Source organism: Hymenobacter siberiensis, assembly GCF_018967845.1.
Taxonomy (GTDB): Bacteria; Bacteroidota; Bacteroidia; order Cytophagales; family Hymenobacteraceae; genus Hymenobacter; species Hymenobacter siberiensis.
In genome coordinates, this window is sequence record NZ_JAHLZZ010000001.1 from 4353913 (window position 1) to 4375906 (window position 21994).

At 62.2% G+C, this 21994-nt stretch carries 15 protein-coding genes; 8 read left to right on the forward strand and 7 right to left on the reverse strand.

What is annotated here, in order from left to right; all coding sequences use genetic code 11:
- Positions 1 to 221: 221 nt before the first annotated feature.
- On the forward strand, positions 222 to 878 hold the full coding sequence (locus tag KQ661_RS19035) for a hypothetical protein (protein ID WP_216727768.1): 657 nt from the start codon (positions 222 to 224) through the stop codon (positions 876 to 878).
- Between the two features lie 276 nt (positions 879 to 1154).
- On the opposite strand, the gene KQ661_RS19040 is transcribed toward KQ661_RS19035, so the two are convergent.
- On the reverse strand, positions 1155 to 1433 hold the full coding sequence (locus KQ661_RS19040) for a DUF1294 domain-containing protein (protein ID WP_216727769.1): 279 nt from the start codon (positions 1431 to 1433) through the stop codon (positions 1155 to 1157).
- 444 nt (positions 1434 to 1877) lie between these two features.
- On the opposite strand from KQ661_RS19040, the gene KQ661_RS19045 reads away from it, so the two are divergent.
- The 4 genes from KQ661_RS19045 to KQ661_RS19060 all read left to right on the forward strand — a co-directional run bounded on the left by KQ661_RS19045 (position 1878) and on the right by KQ661_RS19060 (position 9638).
- Positions 1878 to 3116: an MFS transporter gene (locus KQ661_RS19045; protein ID WP_216727770.1), complete on the forward strand. Its 1239-nt coding sequence runs from the start codon at positions 1878 to 1880 to the stop codon at positions 3114 to 3116.
- 264 nt (positions 3117 to 3380) lie between these two features.
- Complete coding sequence (locus tag KQ661_RS19050) at positions 3381 to 5441, forward strand: DUF3857 domain-containing protein (RefSeq protein WP_216727771.1); 2061 nt, start codon at positions 3381 to 3383, stop codon at positions 5439 to 5441.
- Positions 5442 to 5554: 113 nt separating this feature from the next.
- Positions 5555 to 7606 (forward strand): DUF3857 domain-containing protein, encoded by a 2052-nt coding sequence (locus KQ661_RS19055; protein ID WP_216727772.1) that lies wholly within the window; start codon positions 5555 to 5557, stop codon positions 7604 to 7606.
- A gap of 91 nt (positions 7607 to 7697) precedes the next feature.
- Positions 7698 to 9638 (forward strand): DUF3857 domain-containing protein, encoded by a 1941-nt coding sequence (locus tag KQ661_RS19060; protein ID WP_216690019.1) that lies wholly within the window; start codon positions 7698 to 7700, stop codon positions 9636 to 9638.
- A 174-nt stretch (positions 9639 to 9812) separates the two neighbouring features.
- Here the strand turns inward: KQ661_RS19060 and KQ661_RS19065 are convergent, their stop codons facing one another.
- From KQ661_RS19065 to KQ661_RS19075, 3 genes are all read right to left on the reverse strand, one after another.
- Positions 9813 to 13313: a T9SS type A sorting domain-containing protein gene (locus KQ661_RS19065; RefSeq protein WP_216727773.1), complete on the reverse strand. Its 3501-nt coding sequence runs from the start codon at positions 13311 to 13313 to the stop codon at positions 9813 to 9815.
- A 1100-nt stretch (positions 13314 to 14413) separates the two neighbouring features.
- On the reverse strand, positions 14414 to 16471 hold the full coding sequence (locus KQ661_RS19070; protein WP_317196136.1) for a helix-hairpin-helix domain-containing protein: 2058 nt from the start codon (positions 16469 to 16471) through the stop codon (positions 14414 to 14416).
- A gap of 213 nt (positions 16472 to 16684) precedes the next feature.
- On the reverse strand, positions 16685 to 17629 hold the full coding sequence (locus KQ661_RS19075; RefSeq protein ID WP_216690022.1) for a PorV/PorQ family protein: 945 nt from the start codon (positions 17627 to 17629) through the stop codon (positions 16685 to 16687).
- Between the two features lie 106 nt (positions 17630 to 17735).
- Here KQ661_RS19075 and KQ661_RS19080 point away from each other — a divergent pair, with 106 nt between their 5' ends.
- The 3 genes from KQ661_RS19080 to KQ661_RS19090 are packed head-to-tail and all read left to right on the forward strand — an operon-like array spanning position 17736 to position 19668.
- Entirely contained in the window at positions 17736 to 18470 is a 735-nt protein-coding gene (locus KQ661_RS19080; RefSeq protein WP_216726755.1) for a M48 family metallopeptidase, read from the forward strand.
- 22 nt (positions 18471 to 18492) lie between these two features.
- On the forward strand, positions 18493 to 18717 hold the full coding sequence (gene yidD, locus KQ661_RS19085) for a membrane protein insertion efficiency factor YidD (protein WP_216727775.1): 225 nt from the start codon (positions 18493 to 18495) through the stop codon (positions 18715 to 18717).
- 45 nt (positions 18718 to 18762) lie between these two features.
- The gene (locus KQ661_RS19090) at positions 18763 to 19668 is read left to right on the forward strand and encodes an SdiA-regulated/phytase-like domain-containing protein (RefSeq protein ID WP_216726756.1); all 906 of its coding nucleotides are present in this window, start codon (positions 18763 to 18765) and stop codon (positions 19666 to 19668) included.
- Between the two features lie 94 nt (positions 19669 to 19762).
- Here the strand turns inward: KQ661_RS19090 and lgt are convergent, their stop codons facing one another.
- The 3 genes from lgt to KQ661_RS19105 form a co-directional block, all read right to left on the reverse strand.
- A complete protein-coding gene (gene lgt / locus KQ661_RS19095) occupies positions 19763 to 20773 on the reverse strand; it encodes a prolipoprotein diacylglyceryl transferase (protein ID WP_216690026.1) in 1011 nt (336 codons plus the stop codon).
- A 99-nt stretch (positions 20774 to 20872) separates the two neighbouring features.
- Positions 20873 to 21175, reverse strand: coding sequence for a hypothetical protein (locus KQ661_RS19100; RefSeq protein ID WP_216690027.1), 303 nt, complete (start codon positions 21173 to 21175; stop codon positions 20873 to 20875).
- Positions 21168 to 21755 (reverse strand): RNA polymerase sigma factor, encoded by a 588-nt coding sequence (locus tag KQ661_RS19105; RefSeq protein ID WP_235727020.1) that lies wholly within the window; start codon positions 21753 to 21755, stop codon positions 21168 to 21170. Before KQ661_RS19105 ends, KQ661_RS19100 begins: the two co-directional genes overlap by 8 nt.
- Positions 21756 to 21994 lie beyond the last annotated feature (239 nt).

Genomic DNA, 21994 nt, shown 5'->3' on the forward strand with positions numbered 1-21994 from the left:
ATTACAGCAGCTTGTTGGCCACTCGGTTCTTAGGCCCTGCTAGTAATTTACCAAAAGTAGCCAAAAAGTGTAGTCGAAAAGTCCTTTTTTGTGCACTTAATCATTTTTTGTTTAGACGGTTATGGTCGTTTATTTGCCAGTGCGGCGTCCTTGGATTGGCACTTTCAGATTGACTGCCCCTTCGGGCCGGTGTAGATTTGCCCCGAACCCTTCCCCAGCCAATGACACCGCCGCCTGTTTCCTGGAATTGCTGCCTCGCCGTAGCGGCGTTGCTGCTGGCTGGCTGCGGCAAGGACCCCTCGGGCCCAACGACGGTGAGCGGGCAGGTGGTGGGCGAGGGCGGCGGGCAGGCCGTGCCGCGCCCGCCGCAGGTGCAGCTCTGGCAGCGGGCGCAGGCCACTGGCGGGGGCAACCTGCTCAGTGGCGGGGGGACCTACGCCCCGCAGGGCAGCCCGCAGGCGGTGGACGGGCAGGGCCGGTTTTCGTTCGGCTTCCAGGCCGAGGCCGGGCACGAGTATGTGTTGCGGGCCGAGGATGGCGGGCTGGGCTACTACACCGATTGGACCCTTGCCCCGGGCCTGCGCGGGGGTGCCAAAAACGAAGGCGTAGCCGTGCCCGCTGCTGCTCCCGGCTGGGTCCGTCTCGACTTGGTGGATGAATTGCCCAAAAGCCGGGCGTGGTTTAGCCTATGGGGCTGGGGCGGCGGCGGGATGTACCTGGCCGTACCCCGTGACACGACCGTCGTCGTGCGCTACCTCGCCAACCGACAGGAAATGGTGCTCTGGGAGATTACGAATGAGAAAGGCGTTAAAAGCAGATACGATAAGTCGTTCACGCTTGCTCCCTTGGACACGCTGCGAGTGCGCATTGCTTTTTAAGGTACCGCAGGGCCGTTCAGCCAAACGGTAGTTTTTCTGAAAAACAAAGGCGTTCAAATTATCCCCCGAAAAAAAGCTCCCGCTGGCGCGCGTCTGCGAGGAGGCATCATTCATCCAGTGGGGTATCCTCCCGAAGCCCCAGCCCCTCTAACGGCTGAGGCTCCTTAGTGTCACAGCCCGCCGAAAGTTATTACTAGCCCCAACCTTGCACGAATGATTCCACCGATGCGGGCGCTGCTATAGGCTCAGTTCCCCGCAGACAGCCGGTTGACGCGGCTAAAACGGTACCTGGAAATAGGGCCACGCGAAATAGAGCACCGCCCCTTGCAGCAGCGTCAGCGCCAGGGTAACGCCCCAGAAAGCGGCTTTGCGGTTTTTATGGTGCAACAGTAAGATTGCTGCCCACGCGCCGGGGGCCGCGCCCGGCAGCGTGGCGAGGTGCAGCGTTTTTTCGGCAATGCGCCGCTGGCCCCGTTGGGCTTTGCGTTTATCCAGGACAAAGAGCAGGAAACACAGCAGATTGAGAAACAACAGGCAGCTCAGGAGGATAGTCATGGGGCGGGCGGCGGGCCTTGCGGCTTAGGCTGGGCGGGGTTTCGGCCGGGGTAGTCACGGCACGGGCCTGAACCGGTTGGGCGGGTGCCAGAAGGGACGAGGAAGACGGAATGCCAGCGGCTCGGCCGGCGAAAATGGCACCGGCGGGGCCGCAAGTTAGGGTGCTGCGTTCGAGGAAAAGGCGGAGTATCTTTCCGAAGAAGCCCCACCTCCCTATCTGGCGCGAGTTTAGCGCCGCGTAACTCGTGGCCAATCATGACGGGGAGGCTGCGCCTCCCCTGCCGCGCCAGCGACAAGCCGGGGCCGAACCGTTCTACCGGACCGTTCTGATGCGAGGCACAGCCTCGCCCGAAATCTGGTCACGAGTTAGACGGCGCTAAACTCGCGCCAGCCATGCCAGCTACCGCCAGCATCCCCCGCGCAATGCCGACCTTTGCGGCACCCATGCCCGTTCCTGCTGCTTCCCGCCCCTACACGCTCGGCTTCTGGCTCATGTGCCTGTCGTCGTTTCTGTTTTTCCTCAGCTTCAACCTGCTGCTGCCCGAGTTGCCCGACCACCTCACCCGGCTGGGCGGGGGCGAGTATAAGGGCTTCATCATTGCCCTCTTCACGCTCACCGCCGGGCTGAGCCGGCCGTTTTCGGGTAAGCTGGCCGATACCGTGGGGCGCATTCCAGTGATGGTCTTTGGCTCGCTGGTGTGCTTTATCTGCGGTTTTTTCTACCCGTGGGCGCTCACGGTCACGGGGTTTCTGGGGCTGCGGCTGCTGCACGGGTTCAGCACGGGCTTCAAGCCCACGGGCACGGCCGCGTTCATCGCCGACATCGTGCCCGTGGCACGGCGCGGCGAGGCCATGGGCCTGCTCGGCGTGACGGGCAGCCTGGGCATGGCCGCCGGCCCGGCCCTGGGCTCGTGGCTGGCCACGCAATTCTCGCTGAACGTGATGTTTTACGTGTCGAGTGGGGTGGCGCTGCTCTCGCTGGCGGTGCAGGGCACCCTCACCGAAACCCTCCCCCCGGCCCAGCGGCAAAAGTTCAGCTTCGGACTGCTGAAGCTGAACTGGGGCGAGGTGCTGGAGCCCCGGGTGCTGCCGGCGGCCCTCACCACGCTGCTGTGCCTGTTTCCGTTTGGGGCGGTGCTCACCGTGATTCCCGACCAGAGCCGGCTGCTGGGCCTCACGGGCTCGCACAAGGGCTGGTTTTACCTGTGCTACACCATTGCCTCGCTGGTGGTGCGGCTGGTGGCGGGCAAGTCGTCGGACAAATACGGACGGGTGCCGGTGCTGCGCTGGTCTACGACGCTGCTGGCCGTGGGGCTGGCCATCCTGGTCTGGACGCCCTCCATCCCGGTGTTTTTGCTGGGCGCGGTGGTGTTTGGGCTGGGCACGGGCCTGAACTCGCCCACCCTCTACGCCTGGACCATCGACCTGAGCGACCCGCTGCGCCGGGGCCGAGCCGTGGCCACCATGTACATCGCCCTCGAAGCCGGCATCGGGCTGGGCGCGCTGGCGGCGGGCTGGATTTTCAGCAACCACGCCACCCACCTGCCCTACGTGCACGCCCTCAGCCTACTGTGCGTGCTGGCGGCGCTGGGGTACCTGCTGCGGGTGCCCGCCGACCGCCCCGCCGGCCACTCAGCCGCCGCCGATGCCGTGCCCGAGCCTTCGGCCGAGGAAGTGGTGTAATAGCGCCGCGAAGGTCTGGCCAAACGATGCGGCAACGCAGCACTTCGTGGCTCGTCGGTCGCTCCGTTCGGGCATTCCCGTTCAACACAATCCGGATTTGAGGCGCTAGCGACGAGGCGCAAAGTTGCGTCTTTACATCGTAGTGAAAGCTTTTGCTGATTTGAACAGCTTCGAAAAAAAAGGAAGATGAAAAATAGATGATTTTCGATTTGATTCCCTTAGTTTTAGGGGTTCAAAGATTGTCTACTCCATTCTTTTTTCTGCATGCAAGCATCTCTACGGCCGGACCGCTGGCTGGGCCTCGCGTGGGCTTTTTTGCTGATTACCGGCTATTCGGCCCGTGCTCAGAATGAGCCCATTAAGTTTGGGGTGATTGATAGCCGTGACCTCACGGCCGCGCCTTTTGTGGGCGATAGCGCGGCGGCGGCCGTGGTGCTGTGCGATTTTGGCCGGTCGCGCCTGAAGGGACAGGGCGGCGGTTTCCAGGTGATTTTTGAGCGGGTGACGCGCATCAAAATCCTCAAAAAGCCCGGCTACGAGTACGCCACCGTCGAAATCCCGCTCTACCACCGCGACGACAACCAGGAAAAGGTGTCGAACCTGCGGGGCTTCACCTACAACCTGGTGAACAACGCCGTGGAGAAAACCCGCCTCGAAACCAGCGGCGCGTTTCTGGAAAAGCGCACGCCCACCGTCAATGTGCAGAAGTTTACGCTGCCCAACGTGCGCGTGGGCTCGGTGGTGGAATTTGCCTACACCCTGACGTCGGATTTCCTGTTCAACTTTCAGGACTGGACGTTTCAGCGCGACATTCCGGTGCGCTGGAGCGAATACCGGGTGAGCATCCCGTCGTTTTACCGCTACAAAATCATTTATCAGGGCGCGCAGGCTTTTGCCGTGAACAAGGCCACGGTGGGCTCGACCAACCTGGTAATCGATGATAAGATTCCGGCGGGCGCGGGCATCAGCGCCGGCCAGAAGGTGGGCACGCTCACCGTGAGCGCGCCCACTGCGGAGCACACCTGGGCCCTGAAAGACGTGGCAGCCTTTGGCGAAGAGCCGTTTATGACCACGGCCCAGGACTACGTGGCCCGGCTCGATTTTGAGCTCGCCGGCGAGCAGTGGCCCGACGCGCCCTACCACGACCTGACCGGCACCTGGGAGAAAATCAACGCCAGCCTGCTGGCCGAGGAGGAGTTTGGTGGCCGCCTGGGCCACATCGGCTTCATGCAGTCCCAATTGCAGGGCCTGGCCGCCAAATACCCGGTGATAACCGACCGCGCCGCCGCCGTGCGCCAGCTCGTGATGGCCGCCGTGCGCTACGACGGCACCGACCACTACTTTGCGCCCGAACCGCTGCGCAAGGCCTACGAGGCCCACCGGGGCACCTCGGCCGAGGTGAACCTGCTGCTCATCGCCGCCCTGCGCGAGGCCGGCATCGAGGCCCAGCCGCTGCTGCTGAGCACCCGCGACCACGGCTCCGTGAGCAAGGAATACCCGCTGCTGGACCGCTTCAACTACGTGATGGCGCTGGTGCCACTGGCCGATGGCAAAGACTTGCTGGTGGATGCCACCGAGCCCCTGCTCCCCTGCGGCGTGCTGCCCCAGCGCTGCCTCAACCGGGTGGCCCGCCTCATTACCAAAAAGCCGGAAGACAGCCGCTGGGTGGACCTGGCACCTACCCTGCGCCGCGTGCACTACCAACAGGTGGCCCTCGCCCTGGATGCCCGGGGCGGCCTCACGGGCAAGGTGCACGACGAGCACGGCGGCTATGCCGGGGCCGAAGCCCGCGCCCGACTGGCCAGCCAGGGCGAGAAAAAATACCTGGCCACCGCCGCCCAGCGCCACGAAAGCTGGACGCTGAGCAAGCCCGCCCTGGCCCAAACCGACAACGTGGAGAAGCCCCTGGTGCTGGACTACGAATTTGCGCAGCCCGCCGAGGGCCCCGCCGCCGCCGGCGCGCTCTACCTGAGCCCGCTGAGCGAGTTTGGCCTGGGCCAGAACCCGTTCCGGCGCGAGCAGCGGGACTTCCCCGTCGATTTTGGCCTGGCGCAGGACGAAACGCTGGTTATCAACCTGACCCTGCCGGCCGGCTACGAGCTGGCCGCCGTGCCCAAGCCCGCCGTGGTAGACCTGCCCGAGGGCGGCGGCCGCTTTATGTGCAGCGTGGCCGCCGCCCCGGGGGCGGTGACGCTCACCAGCCGCCTCACGCTCCGCAATGCCGTGTACAGCGCCGAGCAGTACCCTAACCTGCGCGAGCTGTACCGCCTGATGCTGGAAAAGCAGGGCGAAAAGCTCATCATTCAGAAGAAGGCTGGCAGCTGAGCAGCGGGTTTCTATCTGTAATCAATTGAACGTCATGCTTCGACTGCGCTCAGCATGACGTTCAATAAACAACTCCATCATTTCCCATCACTTTCCCCCCACCCCTTCTACTCATGAAGCACTCGTTACGCTACCCGGCGGCGTTGGCCGCTATGGTACTGGCCAGCCTCACGGCCCAGGCCCAGACCGAACCCATCAAATTCGGTAAGCCCGACCCCAAAGACTTCACGGCCGCGCCGTTCGTGGGCGACTCGGCCGCCGCAGCCGTGGTACTCTGCGACTACGGCACCACCAATTTCCAGTACAACAACAACGATTTTCAGCTGATATCGGAGCGTACCACGCGCATCAAAATCCTGAAAAAATCCGGCTACGACGCGGCCACAGTGGAAATATCGCTCTACCACCGCGGCGACAGCCAGGAGAAAATCACCGGCCTGCGCGGCACCACCTACAACCTGGTGAATGGCCAGGTAGTGAAAACCAAGCTGGACGGCTCCAACACCTTCACCGAGGACCTGACGGCCAACGTGCGGGTGTGCAAGTTTACGCTGCCCGATGTGCGCGAGGGCTCGGTGATTGAGTACAACTACACGGTTATTTCCGACTTCCTGTTCAATTTTCAGGACTGGACGTTTCAGCGGGATATTCCCGTGCGCTGGAGCGAGTTTCGGGCCATCATTCCGGAGTATTTCCACTACAAAATGCTGCAACAGGGCTACCACCCGCTGGCCGTGCAGACCCGGAATGAGAGCGCGATACAGTTTACGATACACACGGCGGGGGGATTCTCAGGCAGCGGCTTGATGACCAGCCGCGAGGCGGCTACCAACGACGCCGTGTCGGCGCGCGCCACCAACTATGACTGGGTGATGAAGGACGTCCCGGCTTTCCGCGACGAGCCGTTCATGACCACGTCGGAAGATTACCTGGACCGCATCACCTTTCAGCTGGCCGGCGAGCAGTTTCCGAATCAGGCCTACAAAAATGTATCCGGCACCTGGGCCAAAATCGACATGGAGCTGCTGGGCATGGATAACTTTGGCGGGCAGCTGGACCGGGGTGGCTTTCTGAAAGACCAGATTATGCCGCTGGTGGCCAAATACCCTGACCTGGCGGCCCGCGCCGCCGCCGTGCGCGAAGTGGTGATGGCCGCCGTGCGCTACGACGGCACCGACCACTACGCCACCACGGCATCGCTACGCAAAGCCTTTGATACCCATCACGGCACGGCGGCCGATGTGAACCTGCTGCTTATCTCGGCCCTGCGCATGGCGGACATTCCGGCCAATCCGCTGCTGCTGAGCACCCGCAGCCACGGCCGCGTAGACCAGACCCAGCCCATGCTGTCGCGCTTCAACTACGTGATGGCGCTGGTGCCGCTGGCCGATGGCAAAGACCTGTTGGTGGATGCCACCGAGCCCCTGCTCCCCTGCGGTGTGCTGCCCAAGCGCTGCCTGAACCAGGCCGGCCGCCTCATCATGAAAAAACCCGAAGATGACCGCTGGGTCGACCTCAACCCGGCCCAACGCTACGTGCACTACCAGCAGGTAGCCCTGACCATGGACGCTAAGGGCGGCCTCACGGGCAAGGTGCACGAGGAGCACGGCGGCTACGCCGGCGCCGAGGCCCGCCAGGAGCTAAGCAGCCTGGGCGAGAAGAAATACCTGGCCCAGATGACCCGCCCGCACAGCGGCTGGACCGTGCCCAAGCTGACCGTGGGCGAACGCGAAAGCGTGGACAAACCCCTGGCGTTCGACTACGAATTCACCCAGCCCGCCGACGATAACGCCACCGCCGACCTGCTCTATCTGAGCCCATTGCGCGAGTTCAGCGCCGAGCAAAACCCCTTCCGGCACGATGACCGGCTGTTTCCCGTGGACTTTGGCGCGCCGCAGGACGAAACCACGATGGTAACCCTGACCCTGCCCGCCGGCTACGAGCTGGCCGAAATGCCGAAGCCCGCCATTGTGGAGCTGCCCGGGGACGGTGGGCGCTTCATGTGTACCATCACGGCCGGCGCGCCCGGCGTGGTGCAGCTCATGAGTCGCATGAGCCTACGCAAGCCCGTGTACGCGGCCGAGGAATACACCCAGCTCCGCGAGTTCTACCGCCTGATGCTCGAAAAGCAAGGCGAGAAGCTCATTATCAAGAAGAAAGCCTAGATGAGTTAAGAGTTGAAACTGCGCTCGGCAATCCCTAACCTTTAACGCTGAACTCCTAACCTTTAACTCTTAACCCTTAACTCACAATCCAATGAAAGCTCTGCTCTCTTTTCTGGCCGTGCTGCCACTTGGCAGCTTTCTGGTGCGCCCGGCGGCGCCCGCGCCCAAATATGCGGTGGCTGATATTCCGGCGGCCCTGCGCGAAGGGGCCAACGCCGTGTTGCGGGCCAATGATGAGGTAGTGACCGTGAAATCGGCGGGGCGGCTGGTGCACACCGTACACCGCGTGGTGACGGTGCTCAGCGATGCCGGCGACGACTTTGGCCGGCACGGCGAGTATTACTACGACCTCGAATCGTTGAGCTACCTGCACGGGGCCGTGTACGACGCCGACGGCCGCCTGCTGCACCAGCTGCGGGCCGCCGAAATCCACGACCAGGGCGTGGGCGGCAACGATTTGATGACCGATGTCCGGATTCGCTACGCCGACCTGCGCCAGCCCCAAACGCCCTACACCGTAGAATTTGACTACGAAACGGTGTCGGACAACGCATTATTCTACCCGCACTGGCAGCCGCAGGAAGCCGAAGGCCTGGCCGTGCAAAGCGCCACCCTACGCGTGACCACGCCCACCGCCCTGCCCCTGCGCTACCAGGAGCGGCAGCTGCCCGCCGGCACCACCGTGGCCCACACCAGCACCAGCGGCCAGGAAACCTACGAGTGGCACCTGGCCAACCTGCCGGCCGTGGACGAGGAAGAAGCCGCTCCGCTGCTGGCCGACCTGACGCCGACCGTGGCCATGGCCCCCGGCACCTTCGAGGTGCAGGGCCACAAAGGTTCGGCGGCCTCCTGGCAGAACCTTGGGCTGTGGAGCTACGAGCTGAACGCCGGCCGCGACGTGCTGCCGCCCGCCACCCTGGCCAAGGTGCAGGCGCTGGTGCGCGACGCCCCCGATGCCCGCGCCCGCGCCCAGCGCGTGTACGAAATGCTGCAGGGCAGTACCCGCTACATCTCGGTGCAGCTGGGCCTGGGGGGCTGGCAGACCTTCCCGGCCAGTTCGGTGGCCAGCAACGGCTACGGCGACTGCAAGGCCCTGAGCAACTACACGGTGGCCTTGCTGAAGGCGGCAGGCGTACCCGCCTGCGTGGCCCTGGTGAAAGCCGGGCCGGACGAGCCCGATATCCGGGCCGACTTTCCCAGCACCCAGTTCAACCACGTTATTGTGTGCGTGCCGCCGGCCAAAGGCGACCGGGCCGACACGCTGTGGCTGGAGTGCACCAGCCAAACCAATGCCTTCGGCTACATGGGCAGCTTCACGGGCAACCGCCACGCGCTGCTGCTCACGCCCGAGGGCGGCAAGCTGGTGGCTACGCCCCGCTACGGCACCGCCGAGAATCGCCAGGTGCGCCGCCTCGACCTGTTTCTGGATGCTGCGGGCAGCGCCACGGCCACGGCCCGCACCCTGCGCACCGGCCAGGAGCAGGACCTGTATGCCGCCCTGCTGAACGAGCTGGGGCCGGTAGAACAGAAAAAGTACGTCACCGACCACCTGCGGCTGTCCACGTTCACCCTTACCAAGCTGAGCCTGGCCGCCGCGCCGGCCGGCCCGCTGCCAGGAGTGGTCGAGCACCTGGCGCTGACCCTGCCGGGCTTTGCCCTGCCCAGCGGCAAGCGGGTGTTCATCAACCCCAACCTGCTGAGCCGCCTGCCCGCCCTGCCCGCGCAAGTGGGCGAGCGCCAGTCCGACCTGTGGCTCGACCACGCCAGCCTGCACGCCGATACCGTGCGGCTGCACCTGCCCACCGGCTTCCAGCCCGAAACTCTGCCCGCCCCCGTGCAGCTCAGCACCGCTTACGGCACCTACGCCAGCCAGTACGCCACCCTGCCCGATGGCACCATTCAGTATATCCGCCGGCTGGAGCTGAAGCGCGGCCACCTGCCCAAAACCGCTTACGCCGGCTACCTCGACTTCCGCCGTAAAATCAGCGTAGCCGATAAGACGCAGGTGGTGTTATTGAAAACGGAGAGCTAACCGGATATACGGCGGCAGGTGAAATCATTTAGGCACAAAAAAGACCATTTCCAACGAGGAAACGGCCTTTTTTGTGCCTAAATGCAAAACGGTCATTCCGACGGAGGAGGAATCTGATGATTACCGTTCAACGGCTTTACCCAGATTCCTCCTCCGTCGGAATGACCGTTCTGCTTAGTTGCCGGTGTGCACCAGCTTCTGCGTGAAGCGCTGGCCATTCTGCACCACCTGCACCACGTAGATACCGGTGGCCACCGTGCTGAGGTCGAGCGAAGGCTGGGTGGCTCCGGCCTCAATGGTCTGCTGCATTACCACGCGGCCAGCCAAATCGGTGAGGCTGATGGTGCCGGCCGTGGCCAGGCTCAGCTGCAGGCCCACGCGCTGCTGTGCCGGGTTGGGAAACAGCACGAAGCCCGCCGCACCCACGCCAAATGCCACCGTCCGCACCGGCGAGTATTCGCTGGTGCCGTCCAGGTCCACCTGGCGCAGGCGGTAGTACACCTTGCCCCCGCCCATTTCGGCGGCGTTGGCATCGAGGTAGCTATAGTCATGCGAAATAGTGCTGGAGCCCGCGCCTTTCACTTCGGCCAACTTCTGGAAAGTCACGCCGTCGCGGCTGCGCTCCAGGTCAAAATGGTCGTTGTGCAGCTCCGTGGCGGTGTTCCAGTTCAGGCGGGCGGCGCGGCTTTCGGCCTTGGCCGTGAAAGCAGTGAGCGTCACCGGCAGCGGGCCGCTGAACTGGCGGTTGCACATGGCGCTCGTAGGAATCACGACCGTGGCATTGCCCGTATCGGGGCCCGAATAAGAAATACGGAACACATTACCGCCAGTATTTTCCCCGTAGAGGGCCAGCAGCGGGTGCGCCCCGGCCCCCATAGTAATGGCCACACTGGTCACCGATTTCGGGCCGTGCAGATTGCCGTCGTTCACTGCGGCATTGGCCGCAACCAGCGGGGTGGCGCGGGCCGAGTTGTCAAGCCACAGGTAAGAAGCATCGTCGCTGTAAAGGGTAAAGGTGTAGCTACCCGCCGTAGTAATGGTGAGGTAGCCCCGATAGCGAACGCTGTACTGGTCGGGGTTGGTGACCGAGCCGCTGCCAAAAGCCGCCGACAAATCGCCCCAGGCATTGCTGGCAGTATAGTTCACACTGCCCTCTGAGCGCTTCATATCAGCTACTTTGGGCGAGTCGAAGAACGTGAGGACGTCGTTGAAATAGCCCTTGAAATATTCGGCATACAGGCCCTGCGTAGCAGTCGTGCCATCGTAGGTGGTGCCGGCGCAGGTGCCGGTACCGGCGGGCATGGTTACGGTGGTAGCCACGCGCATAGTGCTGGCCACGCCGTTGTTGTTGGTCGCGTCCGGGTCGGGCTCAAAGGCCGTGGCCGAAGCCACGCCCGCCACGGACTGGTTGTTGTTGGGCAGCGTGAAGGTGAAGGCGAAGCTCTGCGACGTGCCCCGGTTCACCTGCCCAATGGCCAGCGTGGCAATACCCGTATCGAAATTATACGTCGTACCGGCCGGGAAATCCGTGATGAGCAGGGCCTTGGCCAGCTGCACCGTGAGCACCGTGCTAGTAGCATCGGCCGTGCCGGAGCCACCAGACGGGGTAATATTCTGCACGATAGCCGTATACGTAACAGCGGAGGCCGCTGCCACTGTGCTGGGGCCGCTCAGCGTCACATTCAAATCGGCGGGGTAAATCACCACCAAGTTGTTGGTACCCGAGTTGTCGTCGTCCAACTGGCACGCTTCCGAAGTAGTAGTGCTGATGGTGGACGTTATTGCGACGGTGCCCGCCACGGAAGGCGTGTAGTTGATGGTCGCGTTGGCATTGGCCCCGTTGGCCAGGGTTGTTACCGCGGTGAACGTCACCTGACCAGTCGCATTATCATAGCTACCCGAACCCGTGCTGGTGGTCACCGTCACGGCACCCGCGCCCAGGCCGGCGGGCAGTTGCACGAAGCGCGTCACATTATCCGCCGCGTCGGGGCCATTGTTGATGAAAGTCACATTGATAACCGCCTGCTGATTGGCGGGCAAGGGATTGGTACCGAAGCTGATGCTGGTGGCCACATCAGCCACCGACTGGCACAGCGCTACCGAGCAGGCACCGGCATCGGCGCGACCTGCGCCGCCCCGGGTGCCGCCGTTGGGCGGAAATTCAGTGAGCGACCCTGAGAGCGTGGTTCCGTTCAGGCCGCCGCTAACGTCGGTGGTGGGTGCGCCGTTGGTATAGCTCACCAGGCCGCCGCCGCCGCCGCCGCCCGCGCCCTCCGCCTCTGCGGCAAGGGCGCTCTGGCTGCCACCCTTGCCACCCCGGACCAGCAATGACGTGGTAGTCAGGTTGGTCGAGTTCACCACCACGCTGCCGCCGCCGCCACCGCCGCCTGCGCCGTCATTGTTGCTTACCACCGTCACCGAGCCGCCATCGGCCAGCAGCGAGCCGCCGGTTACGGCCCCACCCGCTACCAGGTAGATAAAGCCGCCACCGGCCGCGCCGGCCGTGCCGCTGTTGTTGTTCGAGTCGCCGGCACCGCCGCCGCCACCGAAGAAGGCCCGGCCGCTGCTCACCATGGGGTGGCCGCCGAAGCCGCCTTTGTTCTGGCGGTTGTCGCCGCCCCAGGCCGCCTGGCCGGTAGCCAGCGTCAGGGCATCCTGGTTGGTGCTGGAGTAGCTGTAGCCGCCGCGCCCGCCACCGGAAGATATTGAGGTGGCAAAGTTGGCCGCCTCCAGGTTCCAGGCCGCGTCGTAGGCATTGCCGGCGCCCCGGTCGGGGTTGCCGGTGCCGGTGTAGGTGGCCCCGGCCACGGCCACGTTGGCACCGCCGCCGCCGGCCGCGTTGTGCGAGTTGCCGCCGCCGCCGCCGTTGGCCGGGGCACCGCGCCCGTAGCGGCCATTCAGCGCATCATACTCGGCAATGGTGCCGGCTATGCTCTCGCCTTTCTCAGCCGCGTAGGTACTGGCCGTCGAGCGGTAGCCAAGGTCATTGTTGGGGGCCGCGTCGGTGTTCTGCTCCAACGCGCCACCCCGAAAGCCTAGGGCCGACACGTCGAGCGTAGCGCCGGTAGCCAGCGTCACGTCGCCGGTGGCTTCGATGGCCAGCACACCACCCGTAGTACCATTCCAGGCCTGCGCTTTCACGCTGATGTTGGTGTTTACGGTGAGCGTGGTGTAGCGCGGCACGCGCACTACCTGGGCATGGCCCGCCGTGGTGTACGAGCTGAATAACTTGCAGCTCAGCGCAATAGTAGTGGCCGTGGGTACTGCAGCAACTTCAACCAGCTGGTAGCGGCCGGCATTGTTGAGGGCCGTCACGGTGCCGTAGGTAGCATCATCGGCGGTGCTGATGGCGGCTCCCTGGGGCTGCACCAGCAGCAGCAGGTCGCCGGCCGCCAGCGGAGCGGCGAAGCGGTTATTGGCGTTCAGCAAGCTGCTGGCTACCGTGATGGTAGTAGCGCCCGTAGTCGCGTTGGCCGTCAGGGCAGTGTATTCGTTCACGATGGCATTGGTAGTAGCTATCGTGCCAACCCCACTTTTGCCCGCCTGGGCAGCCGCCTGCTGCCGGCCCGTGCCCGCCAGCAACAACGCCAAAGCTCCTGTGCGCAGCAGGTGATTGAAACGTTGTTTGCCAACCACGGCCAACAGCTTGCGGCCTAATTGTAATTCTCGTTGCATGAAAGGTGTTTATGTGTGCTTTTTTCTAAAATCAGGTCAATTATTTATATATTCCAATTTTTATGTTTTTTTGAGCCAAAAAAATGGCATCACAAATCAGCAATTCCATCTTTATCATTCTGAAAACAAGAATCTATCAATACCAATGCTATTAAGCATGAGATATTAAAATCAATTATCAACCTAGGAATTAATCAATACAAAATTAGTATTGCAATCAATAGGAGTTGTTTTATATTCGACAAAACCCAACTATCAGCGGTTAAAACAGCACTTCTGCACGGGTGCAACCCAAATTGTCGCATTGTCAGCCCTGCGCGTAGCGCTGAATGGACCACCGTTGGTGCCTGGGCCGATAACAACGTAAATCCGGCACCATTGCCGAAGGGTGGAAGCGACAATTTGGGCTGCACCCTTCTGCACTTTGCAATTTTTATATCTAATTAGGACTTACGCACTTCAAAAGCTATGTAACCTGAAAATCAACGACTTGCATTCAAGACGTATATTTGTTATATTGCTGTTTTTCAGTTGGTTAGTGTTTCAACTGCGTAAGTCCTACTAATGGAGTTGTTTAGAAAGTCACAAGAGGCACTCAAACGGTCATGCAGCGCGCAGCGAAGCATCTTGCTCGCATCGTTGAACGGGCCTGACGATGCGAGCAAGATGCTTCGCTGCGCGCTGTATCACCGTTCGGGGACTTTCTAAACAGCTTCAATTATTCACTGTCCTCACTAATCAATGAACACATTTTTAAAATTATAATTATATGGCAATTAATTATCAATATTCAAGTTTGGTTTTTTTATATCTCTCTCATTTATGCAGGGAAGCTCGCTGCACCTTTATATTGGTGCTCAATAGTATTATTTCCAAATACGACTTAGGTTTTTTTTCGCTCCCCGGCACTTCAGTGCCGGGGAGCGAATGAGGCAGAAGCCAAGGCTGCGGGTTTAGATGCTTTTTGAGTTAGCGACGATGTGGCGGGGCACAGCCCAAACTCAACAGCCCGGAGCAGCGCTCGTGCGCTAAATGCCAGGCGGCTCCACAACAATAGTTGTGGAGCCGCCTGGCATTGGACCCGGCCCAAAACTCCAGCGCTAAAACTTCATTCGTACTTGCGCCTTCACCTCACCGCGCAGCGAGCCCTGGATGGACTCCAGGCCCGTACCCACCACGTCCTGGTGGCGGTAGCGGGTTTCGGCGTAGCGCAGCCAGAGGGTGAGCGAGCGGTTGATGCGGATTTCGGCCAGGCCGTACACCCGCGTGCCCTGGCCGTAGAGGGCCGGCACCGACACGGCCAGCAGCACATCCTGCTCGAACACGTATTGGCGGCTGTCGTAGTCGTCGGCGTCGAAAATGGCGTAGCGGGCCGTGAGCTTGAGGGTGCGGTTGAACTGGTAGCCCACGTCCTGGGCCAGCACGTAGCCGCTGCGCCAGGCCAGGCCGTCGTCGTCGCGCAGGCGCGAGGCCTGCATGCGGGTGCGCAGCTCCAGCTGCGGCGTGGGGGCGGTGTTGTAGTACATCAGAATGCTCTGGCGAAGCTGCTCGCCGGGCAGCGGCAGGGCGCGGGTGGGGTATAGATTGTTGAGGTCGGTACTGGCCAGGTCGCGGGGCTTCAGGCGCTGGCGCAGCTGCACATAGAGCAGGCTGGTTTTGGTGGGCGTGTAGGCAATGCGCAGCAAGGCATCGTGGCCATCGGTGGGGGCACTGGCGCGGTAGCGCAGCCACGGAAAGCGGAACTGGTCGTAGTAGGCCGAAATTTCCCAGCGGGCCACGGGCCGCACTTTCAGGCCGATATAAACGCCGGTTTCGTTGATGTTGCGGGTGTTTTCGCTGAAAGCGTTTCCGTAAAGCGTGTGGAAATCGGAATCGTAGTGCCGCACCAGCAGGGCCGCGTCCACGCTGGAGCCAAGGCTGGCCAGCAGGCCGTTCACAGTGCCCAAACCGCCGCCGCTACTACGCGCCGTTTCGCCAAAAAGCAGGAAGTTGCGGTACACGTAGCTGTAGTTCAGGCTCAGGGCCAGGTTTTCGCGGCCGCTGAACTCGAAGTAATTGTAGGGCTCGGGCCGCTTGAGGATGGGTGTGCCGTAGTACGTGAACAAGCCGGTGACACCGATGGCCAGGTTGCCGTCGCGGCTGGTGTAGGTGGCATTGCCGCCCCCGAGGGTTTCGGCCAGCCGGTGGCGGTTGGCAATTTCGGAGGCCGTGCGGTGGAAACCGGTGTAGAGCAGGCCCGAGGTAAACTCGTCGTACTGCGCCAGCGAATCCTGGGTTTGCTGCAGGTTGGCATCCACATTCTTGTGCGATACGAAACCCGTGACCTGCACCGTGGGTGCCACCTGATACGTGAGTGCCCCGCCCCGAAAAAACGAGTTTTCGAGCAGCGACGAATACGCCCGCACGCCCACCGATGAGCGCCGCAGCGTGGTAATCGTTTCGGCCCCCTTGCCCACGGCCAGGCCCGACGACAGCAGCAGACCCTGCCCGAATTGCAGCTGGTAGTCGCCCAGCGCCAACGCCTTCAGCTTACCCCGCTCCTGAATAAGCAGGTGCGCCGACACGTAATCGGCCCCGAACTGCCCATTGTTAGGGTTCCACACAATGGGCTCGCCAGCGTCCTTTTCCAGCGAAAAGCCCACGCTGAAATCCTTAGTATGGCTCACGCGGTAGCGAATCAGCATCTTATCGGCCGAGCCGAGGTAGCGGGTAGTGGGCCGGCCCTGGTAGAGGGTGGGCGGCGTGTAGCCCTGGCGCTCCTGCAGCACCCGCTCGTAGCGCAGGTACAGGGCATTATTATCCTCGCGGGCAATGCGCTGCCAGAGCGTGCCCCGGCTGGAATTGGCCCCACTCATCTGCACGCTCACGAAGGGCAGAATGCGATTTATGGTGCGCAGGTCGTAGCCCTCAATGCTTTGCAGCTCATACACGCTCAGCAGGTCGCCGTTGGCCTGGCGGTGGTTTAGCAGCGTGGTTATCTGATTTTCATTGAGCAGCAGCAGCGAGCGCAGCTCCTCGCGGGTGGCGGCATTGAGGTTGATGGGCGTTTGGTAGTACTGGAGCAGCGTCTCGTAAAGGTCCTCGTAGGGCACTTCGTCCGACTGAATTTCGGCAAATAATTCCTGCGTCAGGCGGTCGAGGTCCGGCGCGCGGCGCACGTAGTCCTGGGCGTTGGCGTAATTATTAATTAATAATTGAGAATTAATAATTAGAGCTACAATCCAAATCAACCGCTTCGGAATACCCCTGAAAAGCCAGGACTTACTGGCCCACCGCAAGCCAACGCAGCCCCAGCCCAACCACTTACCAACTATATTTTCCATCCTGAATTTTTAATTATTAATTATTAATTATTAATTATTAATTAAAAATTACTTCCCCCACGATTTACTCACGCTCAAATGCTGGCTGAAGCCCAGCGCCTGCTGAAACGCCGCCGCGTAGTCAATCTGGAATGCGCCGGCCAGCACACCAATACCCGCGCTGGCCTGCTCCGTGAGCGAGGCCAGGCCCAGCCGGGCCGCCAGCACCGGCACCGGCCGGTATTCCAGTCCCACCTTGAAATTGGCGGCGCGCTCCACGTCCTTCTCGGTTTCTACCAGCAGCAGCACCTGGCTGCCGGGGCGGTAGGCCAGGCCGGCTTTGAGGATGGTAGGCACCCGCTCGTCCTGGTAGCTGGCCAGTTTGGCCTGGTTGAGGTTGTAGAGCGACGCGCCAAAGCTGAGCCGCCGGGGCACGATTTCAATCTGGCCGCCCAGTGTGCCCAGCACCATGCGACGGCTGCCCAGGCCCTCAATGCTTATCTGGAGCATATCGGCCCGCGCGCCCAAGCTTATCTGGCCAAAACGGTAGGCGTAGCCCACGCCCACGCGGGTTTCATTATAAAGCACGCCGCCGAAGCGCTGCGCCTCGAAGGCTACCACGCCATTGCGCGCCCAGGTGGGGGCGGGCGCGGGGCTCAACGACGGGGCCGCGCCTTCGGTGCCTTGCATCACGCCGCCCGCGTCGGGAGCCGTGGTACGGCCCAGGGGCAGCGCCACCGTGAGCGCGCCCACGTTCAGGGCCGAGCTGAAGTAGCGGTTTTCGGCGTAGAAGCCCACGCTGGGCCGCTGAATTTCGCTGATGCCGGCCACGTTGTTGCCCATACTCCACACCTCGCCGGCCAGCGCCACCGAGGCGTTGCCGAGCGCGGCGGCGCGGGCTCCGCGCACGCCGGGGCCATTACCCTGCGCCCGCACTCCCGCCCCCGGCAGCACACCCGAGACGATGACAAAAAAGCAAAAAGTAGAAATATATTGAGGTAAACAGTGTTTCATAAGGGTAAGGTAGTAACTCGGATGGGATTGCCTGAACTCGGCCCGAAATTATTTTGCCGGCCCGCGCGGTTATCCATTCCGGCACCACTGCCGAACTTGCCGTCCCATGCCCCGCTCCTTCTCTGCCGCGCCCCGCCGCGAAACCCTTGCTTACCAAAATCAGTCCCTCAGCTACACGCTCGTATTCCGGTCGCGGCGCACCATCGGCTTTGCCGTGCGGCCCGATGGCAGCGTGCACATCAGCGCCCCGGCCGGCACCTCGCCCGAGTGGGTGGCCCAGCAGGTATTGAAAAAAGCCGACTGGATTCTTAAGCACCAGGAAACCTTTGCCAGCCGGCCGGCCCCCACTCCTACCCGCCATTTCGAGGCCGGCAGCACGCATTACTACCAGGGCCGGGCCTACCAATTGCGCTTCGCGGAAGCCCGCCGGCCCACCGTGACGCTGGCAGGCGATGAGCTACTAATGGCCACGCCCGCACCGCTCACGCCGGCCCAGGCCGAAGCCCTGCTCCACGCCTGGTACGCCCGCCAGGCCGGGCCGCTGTTCGCCGAATCATTGCTGCGGGTGTGGCCGCGCTTCGCCGAGTTTAACCTGACCCGCCCTATCCTGTCGGTGCGCCAGATGCGGACGCGCTGGGGCAGTTGCACGCCGAGCGCGGCCCGCATTCGCCTCTCGCCGGAGCTGGTGCACGCCCGCCCCGAGTGCCTTGACTACGTGCTGCTGCACGAGTGCTGCCACCTGCTGGTGGGCGACCATTCCAAGGCATTCTACGACCTGCAAACCCGGCTGCTGCCCGACTGGGAACGGTGGAAAGCAGAGCTGAACGCGCTGCCCAAGTAAAGAACCCGTTTTATTTCCCGCTATGATTTCCCGTCTTTTTCGCGCCCTCTTCCTTAGCCTTGTCTGGTTTTACCAGCGCTTCATTTCGCCGCTCACCGCACCGAGCTGCCGCTACGCGCCTACGTGTTCGGTGTATGCGGTGCAGGCCATCACCAAACATGGGCCGTGGCGGGGCGGCCGCCTGGCGCTGCGGCGCATTGCCAGCTGCCACCCCTGGGGCGGCCACGGCTTCGACCCCGTACCCTGAACAGCAGCTTGCGTATAGACAGGCTCACTTTCATGCTTTACGTTAATGCGCTTTATTCCCCTCGTGCCGGCCGCGTTGGTCCTGTTGCTCACGGCGGCCTGCTCCCAGGCTCAATCTGATAAAACCACCGACTCGCCGCTGAACGCGGGAGTGGACATGCCCAAGGGCGGCGACCGCCGCAAGGATAAAAACGCGGCTTCTGAAATTGCCGGCCTCAGCAAAGTGGGCTCTGTTAAAGGGGTAGTGCCCGAAAGCTCGGGCCTGGCCCCGGCCCCCGACGGCCAGCACTACTTCAGCTTCGGCGACGACGGCAACTCGCCCACGCTCTACGAAGTCAGCGGCGCGGGCCAGCTGGTGCGCACCCTGGAGGTGCCGGCCACCAACACCGACTGGGAAAGCCTGAGCCGCGACGGCAGCGGTAACTACTACATCGGCGACTGCGGCAACAACGAAAGCCAACGCCAAGACCTCAAAATCTTCAAGTTTCGGCCCGACAGCCCCAAGGCCGTCGGCACCATTGCTTTTACTTACCCCGACCAGCACGATTTCCCACCCAAGAAAAAGCAGCGCAATTTCGACTGCGAAGCCAACCTCTGGCACGATGGCCAGGTGTGGCTTTTCACCAAAGACCGGGGCCAGGACCGCACCAGCAACGTGTATACCGTGCCCGACCAGCCCGGCACCTACACCGCCAAAAAAATCACCGGCCTGGCCATTCCCGGCCAGGTAACCGATGCCGCCCTGCGCGCCGATGGCCACCGCTTGGTGCTGCTGGGCCGCGGCGAGCTGTTCATTCTCGACGGTAATTCCTGGGCCGATATCCTGAAAGCCACGCCCCGCCAGATTTCCCTAGCTGGAGCCGGCCAAACCGAAGGGGCTGTTTTCAAAGACGATAACACGCTGCTCATCAGCACTGAGAAAGGCGATTTGTACGAGTACAAACTGCCGTAAGCGCACAGGTTTGTCAACTAAAAAGCGGTTTCGCAAGGTTGGACGTCGTGTCCAATCCTGCGAAACCGCTTTTTGCGTTACTTAAAACTAAGACCTATACCCGAGGTTGCTCCAAGCCGGGCGTGGGCTGCGGGTCGCCTTCTTTGCCCAAGTCGCGCGGGGCGTAGCCGTAGGGGTTTTCGGGGTCTTTGCCGGCCCGCCACAGCACCCAGATACCGATAAAAATCAGCGGGATACTCAGCAGCTGGCCCTGGTTGAAAAGATGGCCGTCTTCGAAAGCCACCTGGTTCTCCTTTAGGTACTCGCCCAGGAAGCGCTGGGTGAAAAGCAGCACCACAAACAGGCCAAACAGCTGCCCGCGCGGCGTGCGCTCTTTGGTGCGGTTCCACATGAAATAGAGCAGGACGAGCAGAAAAACGCAGAACAGCGCCTCGTAAATCTGGGTGGGGTGGCGCGGCACGGCCATGGGCGCATCGGGCGCTACGGGCGTGCCTTCGGGCTGCAGCTGGTAGGTACTGGTGCCATCCTGATACTGCACGGGGCGGGCGGCCACCTGCACGGCTCCGGCCGGCAGCGGGCGCGTTACGGGCAGCAGGTGGTCCACATCGCGCGGGAAGGTGAAGGCCCACGGGGCGCTGCTGGGCTTGCCCACAATCTCAGAGTTCATCAAGTTGCCGGTGCGGATGCAGGCGCCGCCCAGCGCTACCACAATCACAATGCGGTCAAGCACCCACAGGTAATCGAATTTATTATTACGCGCAAACAGCCAGCAGGCCAGCAGGATGCCAATGGTAGCGCCGTGGCTGGCCAGTCCGCCCTGCCATATTTTGAACACCACCATGGGGTCGGCTTTCAGCGCCTCAAAATCATAAAACAGCATGTGGCCCAACCGCGCACCCACAATGGTGCCGATGAGCATGTATATCGTAATCACATCGACCCACTGCGGCGAAACCCGCTCGGAACGGTAGATGTGCGTGAGCACGAATGTGCCCACCACGAAGGGCAGCATGAAAAACAGCCCGTACCAGCGCAGCGTGACCGGCCCGAGGTGGGCGATGATGGGATTAACGTTCCAGAGAATAGCGTCGAGAAAAGGATGCATGCGGGGCGAAGAGGTTATAAGGCGTCAAAGGTACTATGTCCTCCGAGGTTGCGACTTTACGGCGGCGGGGCAATGATAAGTTGGTAGCAGTGGCTGAAATCAGCGCGGAGGCAACGGTTTTAGTCCGCTCGGTGGACTGGCGTGGTACCGCACAGCGGCTGAAGTAAGGGCTGGGCCGTCGCCGCTCAGGGCTAGCACCAGCGCCCCCAGCAGCACCGCGTAGGCGGGCTGGCGTAGCCAGGCGGGCAGCCATTGCCGGGGTGCCCCCGCATTGGCAACGAGCCGAGCCTGCACCCGGGCATAAAAGAACGGCCGGGGCTGGGCTACGGGCTGGTGGCGCAGCTGGCGCATCAGGTCCTCCCATTCTTCGTCGGAACCGGGGCGATTGATGATATCAGACATGGCGAAGATGAGCTTGAACGTGTTTGCGGAGGGTTTGCCGGGCGCGGAACAGCAGGGATTCGACGGCGGCCACGGTGGTACCGAGCACGGCCGCGATTTGCTCATAGCTCAGCTCCTGCTCGTGGCGAAGCGTGAAGGCCACCTGCTGCTGGTCGGGCAGGCGGGCGATGTGGGCCAACAGGAGCTGGAGCTGCTGCTGGCCCTCCAGCAGCGCCAGCGGGTGGGCGTGGTCGGGTGGCTCATGCAGCACGTCGTTATTGCCGCTCAACAGGCTGGTGAAGTAGGCAAAGCGCTTTTTGGCCTGGACCTTGCGGCGGTTTTTCAGGGCCCGCGACGTGGCCAGGCGGTAGAGCCAGGTGCTCAGCGACGCCTCACCCCGAAACTGGCCGATGGTTTGGTAAACCTCCACGAAAACTTCCTGGGCCACATCCTCCGCTTCTTCCTCATTGCGCAGCAGGGAAAATATCGTGCGATAAATCCGGTTCTGGTAGCGCGCTACCAAGGTGCGAAACGCGGCTTCGCTCCCGGCTTGCAGCTGCGCTATCAGCTCCGCATCGGCGACAGGCGCCGGAGTAGCCAACCGGTCGCCGGGAAGCGGTTCATGAGCCAGAAATAGCGGAAGCACGCAGGTCACAGGGGCCGGACTAAATTTCAGAATTACGCCACGCTGCGGCTGCATCAGCCTACTGCTGCGCGTACCAAGGTTGCGTAGGGTTAGTACCCATTACCGCCTAAAACTTGCGCCCAAGATTAATCGTTTCTTCCAAAACCCTGATTAACAGGGCATATTTCGTGCATATTCGTACTTACACACCCGCT

Coding starts and splice junctions, on each gene's coding strand:
- KQ661_RS19035 (WP_216727768.1), top strand. CDS start 222: ATGACACCGCCGCCTGTTTCCTGGAATTGCTGCCTCGCCGTAGCGGCG.
- KQ661_RS19040 (WP_216727769.1), bottom strand. CDS start 1,433: ATGACTATCCTCCTGAGCTGCCTGTTGTTTCTCAATCTGCTGTGTTTC.
- KQ661_RS19045 (WP_216727770.1), top strand. CDS start 1,878: ATGCCCGTTCCTGCTGCTTCCCGCCCCTACACGCTCGGCTTCTGGCTC.
- KQ661_RS19050 (WP_216727771.1), top strand. CDS start 3,381: ATGCAAGCATCTCTACGGCCGGACCGCTGGCTGGGCCTCGCGTGGGCT.
- KQ661_RS19055 (WP_216727772.1), top strand. CDS start 5,555: ATGAAGCACTCGTTACGCTACCCGGCGGCGTTGGCCGCTATGGTACTG.
- KQ661_RS19060 (WP_216690019.1), top strand. CDS start 7,698: ATGAAAGCTCTGCTCTCTTTTCTGGCCGTGCTGCCACTTGGCAGCTTT.
- KQ661_RS19065 (WP_216727773.1), bottom strand. CDS start 13,313: ATGCAACGAGAATTACAATTAGGCCGCAAGCTGTTGGCCGTGGTTGGC.
- KQ661_RS19075 (WP_216690022.1), bottom strand. CDS start 17,629: ATGAAACACTGTTTACCTCAATATATTTCTACTTTTTGCTTTTTTGTC.
- KQ661_RS19080 (WP_216726755.1), top strand. CDS start 17,736: ATGCCCCGCTCCTTCTCTGCCGCGCCCCGCCGCGAAACCCTTGCTTAC.
- yidD (WP_216727775.1), top strand. CDS start 18,493: ATGATTTCCCGTCTTTTTCGCGCCCTCTTCCTTAGCCTTGTCTGGTTT.
- KQ661_RS19090 (WP_216726756.1), top strand. CDS start 18,763: ATGCGCTTTATTCCCCTCGTGCCGGCCGCGTTGGTCCTGTTGCTCACG.
- lgt (WP_216690026.1), bottom strand. CDS start 20,773: ATGCATCCTTTTCTCGACGCTATTCTCTGGAACGTTAATCCCATCATC.
- KQ661_RS19100 (WP_216690027.1), bottom strand. CDS start 21,175: ATGTCTGATATCATCAATCGCCCCGGTTCCGACGAAGAATGGGAGGAC.